This window comes from Aeromonas sp. 602396 (assembly GCF_049173735.1).
Lineage (GTDB): Bacteria > Pseudomonadota > Gammaproteobacteria > Enterobacterales > Aeromonadaceae > Aeromonas > Aeromonas veronii_A.
Window position 1 is genome coordinate 339,936 of the sequence record NZ_JAAKSD010000002.1, and the last position, 15,890, is coordinate 355,825.

At 59.7% G+C, this 15,890-nt stretch carries 18 protein-coding genes; 9 read left to right on the forward strand and 9 right to left on the reverse strand.

Translation table 11 applies throughout. The features are described from left to right. The first annotated feature begins 106 nt into the window (after positions 1-106). From G5229_RS05155 to G5229_RS05190, 8 genes are all read left to right on the forward strand, one after another. Positions 107-1,678, forward strand: coding sequence for a cytochrome ubiquinol oxidase subunit I (locus tag G5229_RS05155; RefSeq protein ID WP_216978458.1), 1,572 nt, complete (start codon positions 107-109; stop codon positions 1,676-1,678). Then, entirely contained in the window at positions 1,678-2,817 is a 1,140-nt protein-coding gene (gene cydB / locus G5229_RS05160; RefSeq protein WP_421208727.1) for a cytochrome d ubiquinol oxidase subunit II, read from the forward strand. The genes G5229_RS05155 and cydB overlap by 1 nt, the downstream gene beginning before the upstream one ends. Before the next feature lie 16 nt (positions 2,818-2,833). Continuing rightward, the gene (cydX, locus tag G5229_RS05165) at positions 2,834-2,944 is read left to right on the forward strand and encodes a cytochrome bd-I oxidase subunit CydX (RefSeq protein WP_005337572.1); all 111 of its coding nucleotides are present in this window, start codon (positions 2,834-2,836) and stop codon (positions 2,942-2,944) included. A 129-nt stretch (positions 2,945-3,073) separates the two neighbouring features. Then, positions 3,074-4,033: an MBL fold metallo-hydrolase gene (locus G5229_RS05170; protein ID WP_042081514.1), complete on the forward strand. Its 960-nt coding sequence runs from the start codon at positions 3,074-3,076 to the stop codon at positions 4,031-4,033. Next, entirely contained in the window at positions 4,026-4,361 is a 336-nt protein-coding gene (locus G5229_RS05175; RefSeq protein ID WP_201955840.1) for a hypothetical protein, read from the forward strand. Before G5229_RS05170 ends, G5229_RS05175 begins: the two co-directional genes overlap by 8 nt. Further along, the gene (locus G5229_RS05180) at positions 4,349-5,206 is read left to right on the forward strand and encodes a DUF692 domain-containing protein (protein WP_421208728.1); all 858 of its coding nucleotides are present in this window, start codon (positions 4,349-4,351) and stop codon (positions 5,204-5,206) included. The genes G5229_RS05175 and G5229_RS05180 overlap by 13 nt, the downstream gene beginning before the upstream one ends. After that, positions 5,199-5,993: a putative DNA-binding domain-containing protein gene (locus tag G5229_RS05185; RefSeq protein WP_421208729.1), complete on the forward strand. Its 795-nt coding sequence runs from the start codon at positions 5,199-5,201 to the stop codon at positions 5,991-5,993. Before G5229_RS05180 ends, G5229_RS05185 begins: the two co-directional genes overlap by 8 nt. Then, entirely contained in the window at positions 5,990-6,598 is a 609-nt protein-coding gene (locus G5229_RS05190; protein ID WP_421208730.1) for a DoxX family protein, read from the forward strand. The genes G5229_RS05185 and G5229_RS05190 overlap by 4 nt, the downstream gene beginning before the upstream one ends. Before the next feature lie 114 nt (positions 6,599-6,712). On the opposite strand, the gene G5229_RS05195 is transcribed toward G5229_RS05190, so the two are convergent. From G5229_RS05195 to G5229_RS05225, 7 genes are all read right to left on the reverse strand, one after another. Then, on the reverse strand, positions 6,713-7,384 hold the full coding sequence (locus G5229_RS05195; protein ID WP_144715507.1) for an NAD(P)H-dependent oxidoreductase: 672 nt from the start codon (positions 7,382-7,384) through the stop codon (positions 6,713-6,715). Between the two features lie 155 nt (positions 7,385-7,539). Beyond that, on the reverse strand, positions 7,540-8,718 hold the full coding sequence (locus G5229_RS05200) for an MFS transporter (protein WP_167566564.1): 1,179 nt from the start codon (positions 8,716-8,718) through the stop codon (positions 7,540-7,542). A gap of 487 nt (positions 8,719-9,205) precedes the next feature. Next, positions 9,206-10,009 (reverse strand): 2,5-didehydrogluconate reductase DkgB, encoded by an 804-nt coding sequence (gene dkgB / locus G5229_RS05205; protein WP_216953294.1) that lies wholly within the window; start codon positions 10,007-10,009, stop codon positions 9,206-9,208. A gap of 65 nt (positions 10,010-10,074) precedes the next feature. Continuing rightward, positions 10,075-10,371 carry a putative quinol monooxygenase gene (locus G5229_RS05210; RefSeq protein WP_064336428.1) on the reverse strand — a complete coding sequence of 99 codons (297 nt, stop codon included), beginning with the start codon at positions 10,369-10,371 and terminating at the stop codon, positions 10,075-10,077. Between the two features lie 151 nt (positions 10,372-10,522). Continuing rightward, on the reverse strand, positions 10,523-11,077 hold the full coding sequence (locus G5229_RS05215) for a hypothetical protein (RefSeq protein ID WP_421208731.1): 555 nt from the start codon (positions 11,075-11,077) through the stop codon (positions 10,523-10,525). A 483-nt stretch (positions 11,078-11,560) separates the two neighbouring features. Next, positions 11,561-11,827, reverse strand: coding sequence for a VOC family protein (locus G5229_RS05220; protein WP_216953296.1), 267 nt, complete (start codon positions 11,825-11,827; stop codon positions 11,561-11,563). Beyond that, positions 11,814-12,212, reverse strand: a complete 399-nt coding sequence (locus G5229_RS05225; protein ID WP_216953297.1) for a DUF6404 family protein — start codon at positions 12,210-12,212, stop codon at positions 11,814-11,816. The genes G5229_RS05220 and G5229_RS05225 overlap by 14 nt, the downstream gene beginning before the upstream one ends. A gap of 195 nt (positions 12,213-12,407) precedes the next feature. Here G5229_RS05225 and G5229_RS05230 point away from each other — a divergent pair, with 195 nt between their 5' ends. Continuing rightward, on the forward strand, positions 12,408-13,310 hold the full coding sequence (locus tag G5229_RS05230; RefSeq protein ID WP_042081961.1) for a LysR substrate-binding domain-containing protein: 903 nt from the start codon (positions 12,408-12,410) through the stop codon (positions 13,308-13,310). Positions 13,311-13,481: 171 nt separating this feature from the next. Here G5229_RS05230 and G5229_RS05235 read toward each other — a convergent pair whose 3' ends face one another. Beyond that, entirely contained in the window at positions 13,482-13,715 is a 234-nt protein-coding gene (locus G5229_RS05235; protein WP_323912228.1) for a hypothetical protein, read from the reverse strand. 193 nt (positions 13,716-13,908) lie between these two features. Next, entirely contained in the window at positions 13,909-15,885 is a 1,977-nt protein-coding gene (locus tag G5229_RS05240) for a methyl-accepting chemotaxis protein (RefSeq protein WP_421208732.1), read from the reverse strand. Positions 15,886-15,890: the final 5 nt, after the last annotated feature.

Sequence of the window (15,890 nt, forward strand, 5' to 3'; positions counted from 1 at the left end):
TATAGGTGTAATTCAATATAACTGCATCTGTTATAGGTGTCATGCTCCGTGATGTACTTGTCACGCACGAAACGTGCAAGGCAAATACAACAAAAGAGAGTGACGCATGATCAATCCGGATGACGTGGTCAGCCTGTCTCGCCTGCAATTTGGCGCCACGGCCCTGTTCCACTTCCTGTTTGTGCCCCTCACGCTGGGGCTGTCCTGGATCCTGGTGATCGCCGAGTCGGCTTATGTGATGACCGGCAAGGTGATCTATCAGGACATCACCCGCTTCTGGGGCAAACTGTTTGGCATCAACTTCGTCATGGGGGTCACCACGGGGATCACCATGGAGTTTCAGTTCGGCACCAACTGGGCTTACTACTCCCACTATGTGGGGGACATCTTCGGTACCCCGCTGGCCATCGAGGGGCTGATGGCCTTCTTTCTCGAATCGACCCTGGTGGGGCTCTTCTTCTTCGGTTGGGACAAGCTCTCCCGCGGCAAGCACCTGCTGGTGACCATGCTGGTGGCGCTCGGCTCCAATCTCTCGGCGCTCTGGATCCTGATCGGCAACGGCTGGATGCAAAACCCGGTGGGGGCCGAGTTCAACCTGCTGACCCAGCGCATGGAGCTGGTGGATATCGCCGCCGTGCTGTTCAACCCGGTGGCGCAGGTGAAGTTCGTTCACACCGTCGCGGCGGGCTATGTGGCGGCCTCCATGTTTGTGATGGGGGTGAGCAGCTGGTATCTGCTGCGCAAGACCGAGGTGCAGTTTGCCCTGCGCTCTTTTGCCATCGCCTCCGGCTTCGGACTGGCGGCCATCCTCTCGGTCATAGTGCTCGGGGATGAGTCGGGCTATCGCACCGGCGAGGTGCAGAAGGTGAAGCTCGCCGCCATCGAGGCGGAGTGGGAGACCGAGCCGGCACCAGCTTCCTTTACCCTGTTCGGCTTCCCGGATCAGCAGGCGCAGACCACCCATGCCGCCATCAAGATCCCGTATCTGATGGGGATCATCGCCACCCGCTCCATCGACGAGGCGGTGACCGGCCTCAAGGATATCAAGGTGCAGAACGAGGCGCGCATTCGCAGCGGCATGGTGGCGGCAGAGGCCCTCGACCAGATCCGTCGGGGCGATGACAGCCCGGCCAACCGCGCTCGCTTCGAGCAGCACGGCAAGGATCTCGGCTACGGCATGCTCCTGACCCCCTATGCCAGCAATATCGCCAAGGCCGGTGAGGCAGAGATTGCCAAGGCGGTCGATGACTCCATCCCGCCGGTGGCACCGCTGTTCTGGGGCTTTCGGGTGATGGTGGGGCTTGGCGTCACCATGCTGGGGCTGATGGTAGTGAGCTTTGTCCAGCTCTGCCGCAACCGGCTGCAAGACTCACCGCGCCTGCTCAAGACCCTGCTCTGGAGCATTCCGCTGCCCTGGATTGCCATCGAGGCGGGCTGGCTGGTGGCCGAGCTTGGCCGTCAACCCTGGACCATCAGCGACGTGCTGCCGGTCTCGGCCTCGGTCTCTTTGCTTCAGCCGGGCCAACTCTGGTTCAGCCTCATCGCCATCTGTTCCATCTACACCCTGTTGCTGGTGGTGGAGCTGTTCCTGTTGCGCCATGTGATCCGCAAGGGGCCCGCCATTCTCCATACCGGCCGCTACAGCGGTGAACAACCCGAACTTGCGAGGATCGCCTGATGGATTACGCAACCCTGAAACTCATCTGGTGGGCGCTGGTGCTCTTCATGATGGTCGGTTTTATCGTGATGGATGGCTTCGATCTCGGCATCGCCATGCTGCTGCCGGTGGTGTCGAAAGATGACGATGACCGCCGTCTGGTGATCAACAGCGTGGGGCCGGTGTGGGAGGGTAATCAGGTGTGGCTGATTGCCGGTGCCGGTGCCCTGTTCGCCGCCTGGCCGCTGGTTTATGCCGCCGCCTTCTCGGGGCTTTACATCCCCATGGTGGTGCTGCTGCTCGGGCTATTTTTGCGTCCGGTCGGCTTTGACTATCGCAGCAAGCTGGCCGATCCGGTGTGGCGCCGCTGGTGGGATCGGGCGCTGGTGGCCGGTGGCCTGATACCGGCGCTCATCCTCGGTGCGGCTATCGGTCTGGTGATGGAGGGGCTGCCGTTTCGCTTCGACACGGCGCTGCGTCTGCACTATGGCGCGTTCGACTTCCACTGGGGCTGGCTGCTCTCGGTGCTGGCCACCGCCATCAGCCTGTTGCTGCTGCACGGCGCCGGTTTTCTGCAAGCCAAGGTGACCGGCACCCCTGCGCTGCGCGCACGGGGGATCGCCATCCTGCTGGCCCCGCTGGTGAGCCTCTGCTACCTGCTGGCCGGCTGGCATCTGGTGGATCTGCAAGGGTTTCAGCTGACCGGTGTCGGCACACAACCCTTTGACCCGAATGCTGCCATCAGCCCGCTGATGAAGGGGGTGATCCCCCACGCCGGAGGCTGGCTGCGCAACTACTTTGACTATCCGCTGCTGTGGCTGGTGCCGATCATCGGGGCGCTGGCGCCGCTGGTGAGCGGGATTGCCTCCTGGCTGGAGCGGGGCCGGATTGCGCTGCTGGCCAGCGCCATTGCCTGCGCCGCCATGCTCTGCTCGGTGGCCATCGCCCTGTTCCCCTTCGTGCTGCCCTCATCCCTCGATGCGGTCAGCAGCCTGACCCTGTGGGACAGCACCTCCAGCTACAGGACCCTGGCCATCATGTTCGGCCTCGTGCTGGTGCTGATGCCGATCAACCTGGGCTACACCGGCTGGGTCTATCGGGTGGTGCGCGGCAAGCTCGACCGTGCCCGCATCAAGCGCGACAGCCATCAACTCTACTGACCTCAAGGGATCTGCTATGTGGTACTTCACCTGGATTTTGGGCCTCGGATTCGCCCTGCTGCTGGGCCTGTGCAACCTGCTCTGGCTGGAAGCGCGCTGGCAGGCGGACGAACGGGACGGTAACTGACGGCGGGGGCTCGCGCCCCGCCACGGCCGGTGGTGGGCGTTCACACGTCGCCATCGGCCCCTCTCTCCCCCTCTTTAAACGACACAAACGACACACTTTCAACCGACAACCAACCGACAGGTAATTGTGATGAAACAGAGATTGAAAGCGGTGGCGCTGGCCATCGGGTGCGCGCTCACCGTCGCCCCGGCCTGTGCCGAACCGGTACAACTGACGCCACTGGATAAAACCTTCACCCTGCAGGTGCTCGGCAGTGGTGGCCCCATCTCCGACGACCTTCGCGCCTCCTCCAGCGAGGTGATCTGGTGGAAGGGGAAATCCCGCATCCTGATCGATGCCGGTGGCGGCGTCTACCTGCGCTTCGGCCAGGCGGGGGCCAAGCTCGAAGAGGTCGATTTTATCGGCATCACCCACTTTCACACCGACCATGTGACCGACCTGCCCGCCCTGCTCAAGGGGGCCTACTTCTTCGAGCGCAGCGATCCGCTGGATCTGGCGGGGCCAGAGGCGGGGTCGGCCTTCCCCAGCATGAGCGGCTACTTTGATGCCCTCTTCAACAAAGACAAGGGCGCTTATGCCTACCTGAGCGGCTTCAAGGATGGCACCGATGGCCTCTTCCCCATCACCTTGCACGATGTGCCCTACCAGAGCCCGCAGCCCCACACCGTCTATCAGCAGGATGGCTTGACCATCACCGCGCTCGGCATCCCCCACGGTGACGTGCCCTGTCTGGCCTATCGCATCGAGAGCGCCGAGGGGACCATCGTTATCTCGGCGGATCAGAACGGCAGCAACCCGGCCTTTGTGCCGTTTGCCAAGGGGGCCGACATTCTGGTGATGCCGCTCGCCATCCACGAGGGGGCCGACCCGGTTTCGGCTTCGCTTCATGCCAAGCCATCGGTGGTGGCCAAAATTGCCGCCGAGGTGAACCCCAAGCTGCTGGTGCTCAACCACTGGATGGGGGTCGGCCTCAATCACAAGAAAGAGGCGATGGCCATCGTCAAACAGCAGTTCCACGGTCAGATCGTGGCCGCCCGCGATCTCTCCAGTTACCCCGTTTCATCCGTCAAGGAGTCCGCCCATGAGTAACTCAAGCAGCAACAAAACCACTGGCAAACTGACCCTCTCCATCGCCATGACCAGCCTGATTGCCCTGACCCCGGGACTGGCGCTGGCGGCCACCCCGAGCGATGCGCCGGTCAAGGCCGCCCCCAGCGAACAGCATGGCGGCAAGTGCGCGGCGGGCAAGTGCGGCACCGAGAAGCGCTTTGAAAAACAAGCCCTCGACAGCGATCCGCAAGGCCGGCTGGTGCGCGCCCGCGACGGCAAGTGTGGCGTGGCGGGCGAGGGGATTGATGACGACAGATCCGGTTCCAACAGCGGCAGCAAGATGACGGAGGGGGTATGCGGCCAATAAGCTCCCGTAGTCGGGGGATCGGGCTGCGCCAGGAGCATCTGGATGCGCTCTGCTCCGGCCCCGTGCGCCCCGGCATCGACTTTCTCGAGCTGGCGCCGGAGAACTGGATGGCCATCGGCGGCGCCAGGCGGGCGCAGCTGCATCAGCTGGCCGAGCGTTACCCGCTGGTGGCCCACGGCCTCAGCCTCTCCCTCGGCGATTGCCAGCCCCTCAATCGCACCCTGCTCAGCCAGATCCGTACCTTTCTGGACGAGTTCGGCATCGGGATCTACAGCGAGCACCTGAGCTTTTCCCGCGACCAGCAGGGTTATCTCTACGAGCTTTTACCTGTGCCGCGCCAGTGGGAGAACATCCCCTATCTGGCAGAGCGGATCGCGCAGGTGCAGGATGCGCTGGCCCGCCCGCTGGTGCTGGAAAATATCTCCTACTACCACGGCTATGACCACGAGATGCCGGAGGAGGATTTTCTCGCCGAGCTGGTGGCGCGCAGCGGCTGCGAGCTGCTGCTCGATATCAACAACGTCTTTGTGAACAGCCGCAACCACGGTTACTGCCCCAAGCGGATGATTGCCGGGCTGCCGAGCAATGCGATCCGCTATTTCCATATCGCCGGTCATCTGGAAGAGGCGGATGGCACCTTGCTGGATACCCATGGTCGTCCGGTCTGTGAGGCGGTGGTAGCGCTGGCCCGTTATACGGTGCAGACCCACGGCCTGCGCCCCCTGCTGCTGGAGCGGGATCACCATCTGCCACCGCTGGCAGAGCTGGAGGCCGAGCTGGCGCGGGTGCACGGCGCCTGTTGCGAGGCGATAGACCGTCAGGTGCGGGAGGTGCGTTATGGATAGACGGTTATCCCTGATCACTGCGCCTAAAACGGCGCCGCAGCGGATGCAGCAGCAGACCGCCTGGCTGGCGAGCCGGGTGCGGCTGCCGCAGGATGGCATCGCCAGCCACTATGCCCGCAGCGTGCGCGCCAATGTGGAGTCGGTGCTGGAGAGCGCTTTTCCGCTCACCCACGCTCACTGGGCACCGGTGGACAGGTGGCAACTAGTGGAGGGCTTTGTCATCGCGCACGGCGCCGAGGCCCCCGAGTTTCACCATATCGCCACCGAGTTTGTCCGCTATGTGCAGCATCGCCACGGCGAGGGCTCTCTCAACTGGCCCAGGCAGCGGTTGGCGCTGCTGGAGTACGAGTGGGCCTGCCTCTGTGTCGAGATTGATGAAGGGGTAGTGCCGCAAGTTATATCGGGGGTTGAGGTGACGCCGGAGAGTTCGCTTGTGCTCAACCCTACCCTGCAACTGCTTGAACTCCCCTTTGCCATTCGTCGCAGCGGCGTGGTGCCGACCCGGCAGGGCAACCACTTCTATGGCCTGTTTCGCAGCCCGGAGCATCAGGTGGTGACCCAGCGGCTGCGCGAATGGGATGTGGCGCTGATCCAGTTGCTGCAACAGCAGCCGGGGATCACTCAAGCCGCGTTCAAGCAACAGGTGCAACAGGTTCGCCGTGATTTTGATCTGACAGGGTGGGCACGCCATTTTCACCGGCTGGGTCTGTTGACCTTGTCCGTTGGCGAGCGCCAGTCCGGCACCCCCTTGCCCCCATTTAGCAAACACCAAGGAGAATTCCCATGAACAACACCCTGATCCAGTGGTACGAGCGGGCGGTGGCCCAGTGCAAGCGGCTCGATTTTCTGGCCCTGCTGGCCATTCGCCTCTATCTCATTCCGGTCATCTATGTGGGGGCCCACTCCAAGGTGATGGGCTTTGCCGGCACGGTCGCCTGGTTTGGTGCGCCAGTCTCGGAAGGGGGGCTCAACCTGCCGTTCCCGACCCTGCTCGCCTTTCTGGCGGCGGGCACCGAGGTGCTGGGCTGCATCTGCATTGCCCTTGGCCTCTTTACCCGCATCATGGCCATTCCCACCATCTTCCTGATGAGCGTGGCGAGCGCCATGGTGCACTGGAAGCACGGCTGGGATGCCATCGCCACCGGCAGCATGGAGGCCACTGTGCGCCTCAGCGGCTTTATCGAGTGGCTGGCCGCCAACTTCCCCGGTCGCTACAACTACATCACCGAGCTCGGGGATCCCGTGATGCTCAACAACGGGATGGAGTTTGCCGCCACCTACTTCGTGATGCTGCTGGTGCTGCTGGTTTACGGCGGGGGCCGCTACGTCAGCCTCGACTACTGGCTCAAGCGTGCCGTGACCGGCAAAGCAGGCGTGCAACAGGCGGCATAAGGCTTGCCCACGGATAACAAAAACCATAACGACAGAGCGTGAAAAACAGCGAGCGGCCGGGGGCCGCTCGCTGTTTTTGTGCTTTGGGGGGGAGAGTGTCAGCTGCGTCAGCCGTTACTGGTAGCGGCCAACCGCGATGGGGGACTCCTGCTCAATCTGGCCAAGGCGCTCGGCCCACTGGGCGAGCCAGGCTTCCCGCTCTTCTTGCGAGACCCGCACCGGGGCATAGCAGATATGGGGGCGCAGCACGTCAAAGCCGACAAATTGCAGGATCCCGCGCTGGATGGGGCGCAGCACCCCGTCAATATCGCCGTTGAAGCCGTCGGGCAGATAAGTCTCGGCGGGACCACCGGTGGTGAGGCTCAGCAGGGCCCGCTTGCCGCGAAACTTGCCGCTCTCGTAGATATGGCCTTGACCATAGACCCGCCCCATGGCAAAGACCCGATCCACCCACCCCTTGAGAATGGCGGGCAGGCCAAACCACCAGAGCGGGAACTGGAAGATCAGCAGATCGGCCGCCTCCAGCTTTTGCATCTCCTGCTCCAGCTGCGGGGCGAAGCTGCCCTGCTCGGTGGCAGCCAGCTCTTCGAGTTGCAGCTTGAGAAAATCGGGATCGCTGGCGGCAGTGAAGTTGCGCCGATCCGAGACGGGATCAAAGCCCATGGCATAGAGATCGCTGGTCATCACTGTGTGACCCGCCTGCTCCAGCGCCCTGATGGCGTGGCAGAAGAGGGCTCCGCTGAAACTTTTCGGTTCAGGATGGGCATAGACAATAAGCACCTTCATAACAGACTCCGTGGCAAATGATGCGAGGGTGACAGGCTTGGTTACTGAAACAGTTGCTGAAATAGTTGCCAGCTTAACGCTGTGTCACAGCATAGAAGCCTGCCGCGCCGATTGCAGCAGGCGCCACGCTCTTGCGTGACGCCTGCTGGCGCAGCTTATGCCTGACAGGCGGCGAGCCGGAGGGCTTCGCGGCGCTCGCTGACATGGGTCAGCCCGTAGGCCAGCAGCACGATAAGGGCGCCGATCCAGGGGGTGTGCATCAGGCCGAGGTGCTCCACCACCAGGCCACCGACGACGGAGCCCAGCGCGATGCCAACGTTGAAGGCGGCGATATTGAGGCCGGAGGCCACATCCACCGCCTTGGGGGTGTGCAGCTCGGCCTGTTTGACCACCAGCACCTGCAGACCCGGCACGTTGCCGAAGGCAAAGGCGCCCCACACCAGCACGGTCAGCACGGCCAGCACCGGATGGGGGGCGGTGAAGGTGAGGGCCAGCAGCACCAGCGCCAGACCGGCAAACAGCAGCTTGAGCGCCGGCAGGGGACCCATCTTGTCGGCCAGCTTGCCACCCCAGATATTGCCGATGGCGACCGATACCCCGTACACCAGCAGGATCAGGCTCACCGCACCGGCGCTAAAGCCGCTCACCTGCTGCAGGATGGGGGCGAGGAAGGTGAAAGCGGTGAAGGCGCCGCCATAACCGAGGGCGGTCTTGGCGTAGACCAGCAGCAGCGGCTTCTTGGTCAGTACCGAGAGTTGCTCGCGGATGGTCGAGGCTGCTCCCTTGGGCAGGTTGCCCGGGATCAGCAGCAGGCTACCCACCATGGCGATGAGGCCCAGCAGGCTTACCACCAGAAAGGTTTCACGCCAGCCAAAGACCTGACCAATCCAGGTGCCGAGCGGTACGCCTGTCACCAGCGCCACGGTAAGGCCGCTGAACATGATGGCGATGGCGCTCGCTGCCTTCTCTTTGGCCACAAGACCCGTGGCGATGGTGCTGCCTACCGAAAAGAAGACCCCGTGCGCCAATCCGGTCAGGATGCGGGCCACAATCAGGCTCTCGTAACCGGGGGCCTGCCAGGCCAGCAGGTTGCCGGCGGTAAAGAGCGCCATCAGCCCTACCAGCAGCCACTTGCGCGGCACCTTGCCGGTCAGCGCTGTGAGCACGGGGGCGCCGATGGCTACGCCAAGGGCATAGAGGCTGACCAGAAGGCCCGCCGAGGGAAGCGAGACATTGAGCTGCTCGGCAATGGTGGGGATAAGCCCCACGATCACAAATTCGGTGGTGCCTATCGCAAAGGCACTCAGGGTAAGGGCAAATAACGCCAGTGGCATAACAACTCCTTGGTTAGGGACTCCCGACGGGAGAATGGCGCCAGTATGCCGATGGGTTTTGTTGGCAAAAATGACGGTGACATCAAATTACTTTTGCCAAATCAGCAGCAATGGCGATGAGTAGGAGGGGAATGGGAGAGACAAGAGTGGCCGCAAAGAGGGGGGAAGAGAGATGAGATCGAAGTGACTGGAAAGCAGAGACAAAGCGTGTTGAGCGAGTAGGGTATAAAGAGGAAACGGGGGCGGGGGTAATGGAAGGAGACAGGGTTGGCTGAACCTGCTGTGCGTGGGGGAATGAGCAACGAGTGAGATGAAAGGGCAAAAAAAGCGGGAGGCATGATACCTCCCGATTTTGCTGAAAAATGTCGTTGAGCGTTATTTGCACCCTTCTCCCGTCGGGAGAGGGGATAATTCGCAGTTGCAATAGGCTCGTGAGAGTTGCCGGTATCCGCCGTCGAAGCAAGAGAGCCCATGTCTCCCTTCCCGTTTAATCCCAATCTGGTGCAAAGTCCGGGTTGGCGCAGCGCTCACCCCGATCCAGCGTGGCGATGGCGGCCATCTCCTCGCTGCTCAAGGCGATATCGAGAGCGGCCAGATTGGCAGCCTGATTCTCCCGCTTGGTGGAGCTCGGGATCACTGTCATGTCCTGCGCCAGCAGCCAGGCCAGCGACACCTGTGCAGCCGATACCCCGTGGCGTTTGCCAATCTCCATCAGCAGCGGCTCGCTCAGCACCTTGCCATAGGCGAGCGGCATATAGGCGGTGACGGCGATACCGTTAGCTTTGCAGAACTCGACCACCTTGCGGTTTTGCAGCAGGGGATGAACCTCGATCTGCTGGTGGGCGATGGCCCCAGGCCCCAAAATCTCGATAGCCTGTTTGAGCTGGGCCACGGTGAAGTTGGAGACCCCGATCTCCCGGGTCAGGCCCCGGGCCTTGGCCTCGGTCAACTGCTCCAGATAGACTGCCATCGGCACCTCATCCTTGGGGGAGGGCCAGTGGATCAGCGCCAGATCCAGATAGTCAGTGCCCAGTTTTTCCAGGCTTACCTCCAGGCTCGGGAGCACCTTGCCCGGGCCAAACTCGCTGGTCCACACCTTGGTGGTCAGGTAGATCTCGTGGCGGGCAACAGTGCTGCGGGTCAGCACGGCGCCGACTTCGGCTTCGTTGTCATAGATCTGGGCGGTATCGATATGGCGATAGCCCAGCTCCAGACCGTTGGTCAGGGTGGCAAGCAGCGGCTCGCCCTTCAGGCGGAAGGTGCCCAGACCCATGGGTGGCATATTGATCATCTCGTTCCTCAATGGGGTGGTGGTTGGCCCTTGATGGGCTGAACAGAAACAGGCTCTAGGGCCAGTCAGGCGCCCAGTGGCTGATAGCGGCGAATGGTGCTGCTGGCAAACCAGGGCTCGGCCTTGGCGACAAATTCGGTAAAGTGGGGTTGGCCCTGATGGGCGGTGAGGGCCGCTTCGCTCTCCCACACTTCGTAGAGCATCCAGCTGTGGGGATTGTCCAAGTCTTGGTGCAACTGATAGCGCTGGCAGCCCGCCTCTTGCAGCGTGGCCGCAATCAGCGGCTCAAGGGCGGCGCGAAACTGGGCGGCGAATTCGGGTTTGGCTTCAAGCTGGGCAATCACAATCACGGGTGATGACATCTGAACCTCCTTGGCAAAAACGAAGGGTCAGTATGCCTGTCGTGACTTGCTGGAAACAGGGCGCTGGTCGCAAAACAGTATTGAGGGGAGAGCAGCAATGGGGTAATCCAGGACATATAAGAGGAATACGCTAATGACCTCATTACACGAATCAACAATTTATTTTTTTAGTTTCTAAGTTTCGACCTATTCTGATTGCAAGCGTCAGGATCTTATGTGCTTCTACATAAGCTTCGATTGTAGGTGATTTGCTGAATGTTCCATCCATCTTAACATCTTGAACTATTGCATCTACTAAATGATGAAAGTTAATAATTTGCTTCGATGTTTCATGATCTACCACGCCCAAATGTTTACAGTTTTCTTGATATACTCTGGAATAATGAGGCGGGATATCGGAGGCTAATATGTATGTATCATCTGGATTTTCTTTTAAATGAGCAATGGCGTTATTGATACTGTCAAGAAACCCTCTTGTTTCTATTAAATTAAGTAATGCGGATATTTCGGTAATCAGAGATCTTGTAATTTGTAATGAAAACATTTTCTCTTTTTTACGTTCAATTATGCTAGAAGTAATAATTGAACTGAGCGAACCCAAAACTGCACCGCCAAGGGCTGCAATAACTGGAATCCATTCGTTCGATCCTTTACTTCCAATAGCCTTGATTGATTCAGTTACAAGATTAATTTCTTCTGGGCTCATAGAACACCTTTTATAAAATTGCCATATAGATGGCATGATATTCTACTGTAATTACCTTCAAAATAACACCTTGAAATTTTGATGCAATCTGACAGCCATCTGCATCTGCAATAGAATGTAATAATATTTGTTGGGAACTGTGTCTTAAATGCCATGATTAAGTCAAGAACACGTAATATGAAATGAACACTTCACCTGTTTTTTTCAAAAAAACGGTTCGGTGTTTTCTTTTATAAACCTTTCGGATATGTAGTAGAGAACGATATTATGAATAATATGGATGTAGATTGTTTCACTTCGTCCAGTATTATCAGGCGCTAAATAGCTGTTCCGAATAATAGATCACTGCACTCGTACAGCTTCTACAAGTGACATTGAGCACGCATCGTGCGCTAAGCCTTGTCACTTCAGGCTTTCTCGCCAGATTGCACAAATGCCTTACGCCACAAGGCTTCCGGCAAGATGGAGCACTATTAGGATCAGTTATTTAGCTTGCACCGACCAGACCGCAAACTCATTGCCGCTGGGTTCAACGAAGTGGAAACGGCGTCCACCGGGGAAGTCGAATAGTGGGCGATTGATGGTGCCACCGTGTTGGCTTACCTTGGCTTGGGTCGTTTCAATATCGGCGCTGTAGTCGGGGCCGTAACCGACAAACTGCCAGCCAAATACGGCCTGAAAGAATGCTTTGGTCGCGGCGAGATCCCTGGCCGCAAACTCCACATAGTTCAATTTTTCATGGGCTTTCATGCAGTTCGTCTCCCTCATCATCAGCATCGCTGGGTTCAGCAAGTTGTTCCCACGGGGTCAGTTTAAGCTGCTTGCGCCGTAGCCAGAGCCAAGATGCCATGGTCAGGCCGCAGAATCCCGCAAACAGGGCTGTTTGGCGCAGGGCAAACAGCGGATCTATCCCCATGGGGTGCCAACTGAAAAACCACATCGCCATGCCCCATACCAGACCAATGCCTACCCCGAATAGCAGAACGTTGGTTAGCCAACCCTCATAGTGAGGCGGTTTGACGGGATAACCGAACCTGCGCAGCAGTCTGCACAGCGGTGGATTGTAGTTGGCATGCCATACCCCTTTGTTAGCCAGCTCCTGATGGGCGGCGGCCAGCCGTTCTTCAAATGTCATGGTATTCATCCTTGTGAAATAAGTGGTGCCATACGGTGCTTTTCTGGCTGCATTGTACTGACAAATCGCGGGCATGATGTGGGCTCGCGGTCACGTTCTTTCTCTGTAGAAAAAAAGAACTGGCCTCACCGCACGCTTGCCAATCCACAGCGGCTGCGCCTATAAAGGCCCATTACTCTTGTCCGGATAACAGCAATGAAGACCCATTCTGATGAACTGACCCTGTTTGTGGCGGTGGTGGAGGCGGGCAGTTTTCGCCAGGCGGCGGAGAACCTCGGCATGGACAACTCGGTGGTGAGCCGTGGCATCAAGCGGCTGGAGGAGAAGCTCTCAACCGTGCTGCTCAATCGCACCACCCGCCGGGTCAGCCTGACCGAGGAGGGGAGCTGGTTCTATCAGCGGGCGGTGAAGATCCTGACCGAGATGAGCGAGGCGGAGGGGCATCTGCTGATGCGCCGGGAGCAGCCGGAGGGGATCTTGCGGGTCGATGCGGCCACTCCCTTTATCCTGCACCGGCTGGTGCCGATCATCGGCGAGTTTCGTCGTCGTTATCCTGCCATCGAGTTGCAGCTGCACAGCTCGGAGGGCTTTATCAATCTGATGGAGCGGCGGGTGGACATGGCTATCCGCATCGGCGAGCTGACCGACTCCTCCCTGCGTGCGCTGCCGCTGGGCCGTTCGCGGTTGCGGCTGCTGGCCTCTCCCGCCTATTTGAGCGAGCGCGGCACCCCGCGCCAACCGGCGGATCTGCTGAGCGGTCACGAGTTGCTTGGCTTTTTGCATCCCGATCACCTCAACCACTGGCCGCTGCTCAGTGCCGAGCAGGGTGATCGCTTTGCCATCACCCCCAGTCTGCGTGCCAGCAGCGGCGAAACTTTGCGTCAGCTAGCGCTGGCGGGGCAGGGGATTGTTTGTCTGTCGGATTTCATGACTGGGCCGGATCGGGAGAGCGGCGCGCTGGTGGAGGTGCTGGCCCGCAGCAACAGTGGCGCCTCGCGACCCATCAACGCGGTCTTCTACTCTGATGCCCAGCGGGATATCCGATTGCGGGTCTGGCTCGATTTTCTTAAAGAGCAGCTTGGCAGCCATACCCTGTAGTTCAGGTTGGTTTGTGCGGTTTGTTTGAACGGTTCGTCGCTGCGGTTTGCTTGGCGAAGAACAAGCCGCACCCTCGTTGCGGCCCATCAGCATTAGCCTGGCGGCAGATAAACAGACGGCCGACTTGAGGGTCGGCCGCCGGTTCGGGAAGGTGTGTGAGGTGAAGCGCAGTTAGCGGGGGGGGTTGCCCCATACCCAGCTGAGCAAGGCGCCGCCGATCACCGGCGGAATGGCCAGCAGCAGGGTCCACTGCCAGGAGAGGCCGCCGACGGTGGCGGCCAGTACGATGCAGGTGAGCACCACCAGTTGGGCCACCATCATCAGGAAGGTGCCTTCGCGGGGGGTCAGGGTCTCTTTTTGAGTGGCGACGTGGGCTACGGGCGCTTGATTGGTGGTGGGTTTCATGGCGATATCCCTCTGTTGAGTCTGATATCACTAAGCAATGGCCGTTCCACATTTTTTCATGTTAATTATCAATGACTTGCAAGTCTTGTCGTCATTCCCGTTTCGAGAGCGCAGGCAAAATGATTTGCAAAATGAAAACGCCACCCTGAGGTGGCGTCTTGGTTATTGAGAGGGAGAGGGGGAAGCGCCGGGCCTAGCCAATCCGGTATTGGCGGATCTGCTCGTCGATGGCTTTGGCCAGTTCGAACAGTTCGCGGCTGGCGGCATTGCTCTCCTCTGCGTGTTCACGCTGATGCTCGGCCACCATGGCGAGCTCGTCAAGCGCAGCTCTGGCTTGCCCCATCTGTTGATCCTGAACTTGTGCCAGCGCGCTGATTTCGTTGAGTTCCCTTGCTGTCTGGTTAATTTGGCTGGTGGCATCGACCAGCACCTCTCTGGCTTGATGCATCCGGCTATAGCCCTCTTCGCTCAGGGTGTGGGAGCCTGCCATCGAGCTGCTGGCCTGCCGGGTACCCTCCTGCAGACGCAAGATAAGATCCTGCACATCCTTGGTTGCGGTCTGGGTGCGCACCGCCAGTTGGCGCACCTCGTCGGCCACCACCGCAAAGCCCCGCCCCATATCCCCTGCCCGGGCAGCCTCGATAGCGGCATTGAGGGCCAGCAGGTTGGTCTGGTTCGAGACATCGCGGATGAGGTTCATGATCTGGGTGATGTTGTTGCTGTCCTTGACCACCTCTTCAAGCAGTGCGGACGAGGTGCCGATGCTGCTGCGCAAAGTATCGAGACGATCGGCACTCTGGATCACATCCTGTTCGACACTGAGCATGTGTTCAGCGATGCGCCGGGTCACGTCGCTGACCCCCTCGGAACGGCTGGCGATCTGCTCGGCATTGCTGCCGATAGCAGCGACTACATTGGTCAGTTCTTGGATGCTCCTTGCCTGCTGGCACGCTTCTCCCGCCAGTGCCTGCGCCTGATGAAGGGTTTGCGAGGATTGGGCGGAGAGGGCACTCCCCGATTGTTGGAAGCGGGAGAAGCTCTGGTTAAGACTCTGGATCAGCCGGTTGAAGCTCTGGGCCATCTGGCCCAGCTCCGACTCGTCGGAGAAGTCGAGGCGGGTCGCCAGATCCCGATCGGCGGTGATGTGGTGCATGCCATCGGCAGCCTGACGAATCGGGCGACTGATGGAGTGAGCCAACCAGGCGGAGGCCAGCATCGCCAGAGTGCCGATGGCGAGCGACACCATGATGATTAGCTGGCGTGACTCATGTAATCCCTCTTCCAACTCGGCGCTGTTGATCTCGCCAATCAGCAGCCGGTTGAGGGTGGGGATGTAGCGTACAGCAAGAAGGTAGGTTTCTCCCTCCAGCGTCAGTGCCTCAACTGCCACCTGTTCCCCAGCCTTGGGGATAAGCCGTTTGACGGTATCGAGAAAGGATTGTTGATGGTGAGCGGCATCTTTTTGCTCCAGTGCGGGGTGGATCTCGATATTGCCTTCCATGTCCGCCAGATAGACCTGACCGCTCTTGCCGATCCGATAGCTGCTGATGAGCTTGCTCAGGGTGCTCATGTCGATGGAGGTACCGGTCACCGCCAGGGTATTGCCCTCGTGGGTGACGGCGGTGTTGATATAGAGGGAGGCTCGCTGGTTGAAATCGGAGATGTCGAGGTTCAGTTCGTAAGGTTGATTGCGCTGGAGAAAACCGTAAAACCACTCATCTTTCGGGTCTGACTCGCTCAGCGCTTTCTGGGCGGTGGGGCCGTCACTGAAGTTGAGCAAGGTGTTGGTCTGGCGAGGGGCAATAAAGACGTTACCGCCGAGACGTCGTTGCAGAGCCTGAAAGTAGCGCTCCATCTCGGGCCACTCAGCTTCTGGCATGCCAGCGGTCAGCCAGTCGATGACGAAGCTGTTGCTGGCGAGCGCTTGCGCCTCGGTCAGGTGCTGGGTCAGCTGGGCGGTCAGCTGGTTGGCAATGCGGTCCACACTGCTTGGCAGCTCATAGCGTTCGACCCGCTGCTGTGCCTGCGTGTGGGATATCTGCTCGAGGATCAGGGTGATGCAACTGATGGCGATAACCATCAGTATCGCTACGCCGGAGAGGATCCGGGTGCGGATCCCGAGCCCTGACCAGAGTGAGTGCAGTGTAAAACGGTGTATCGCCCTCTCCATATTTC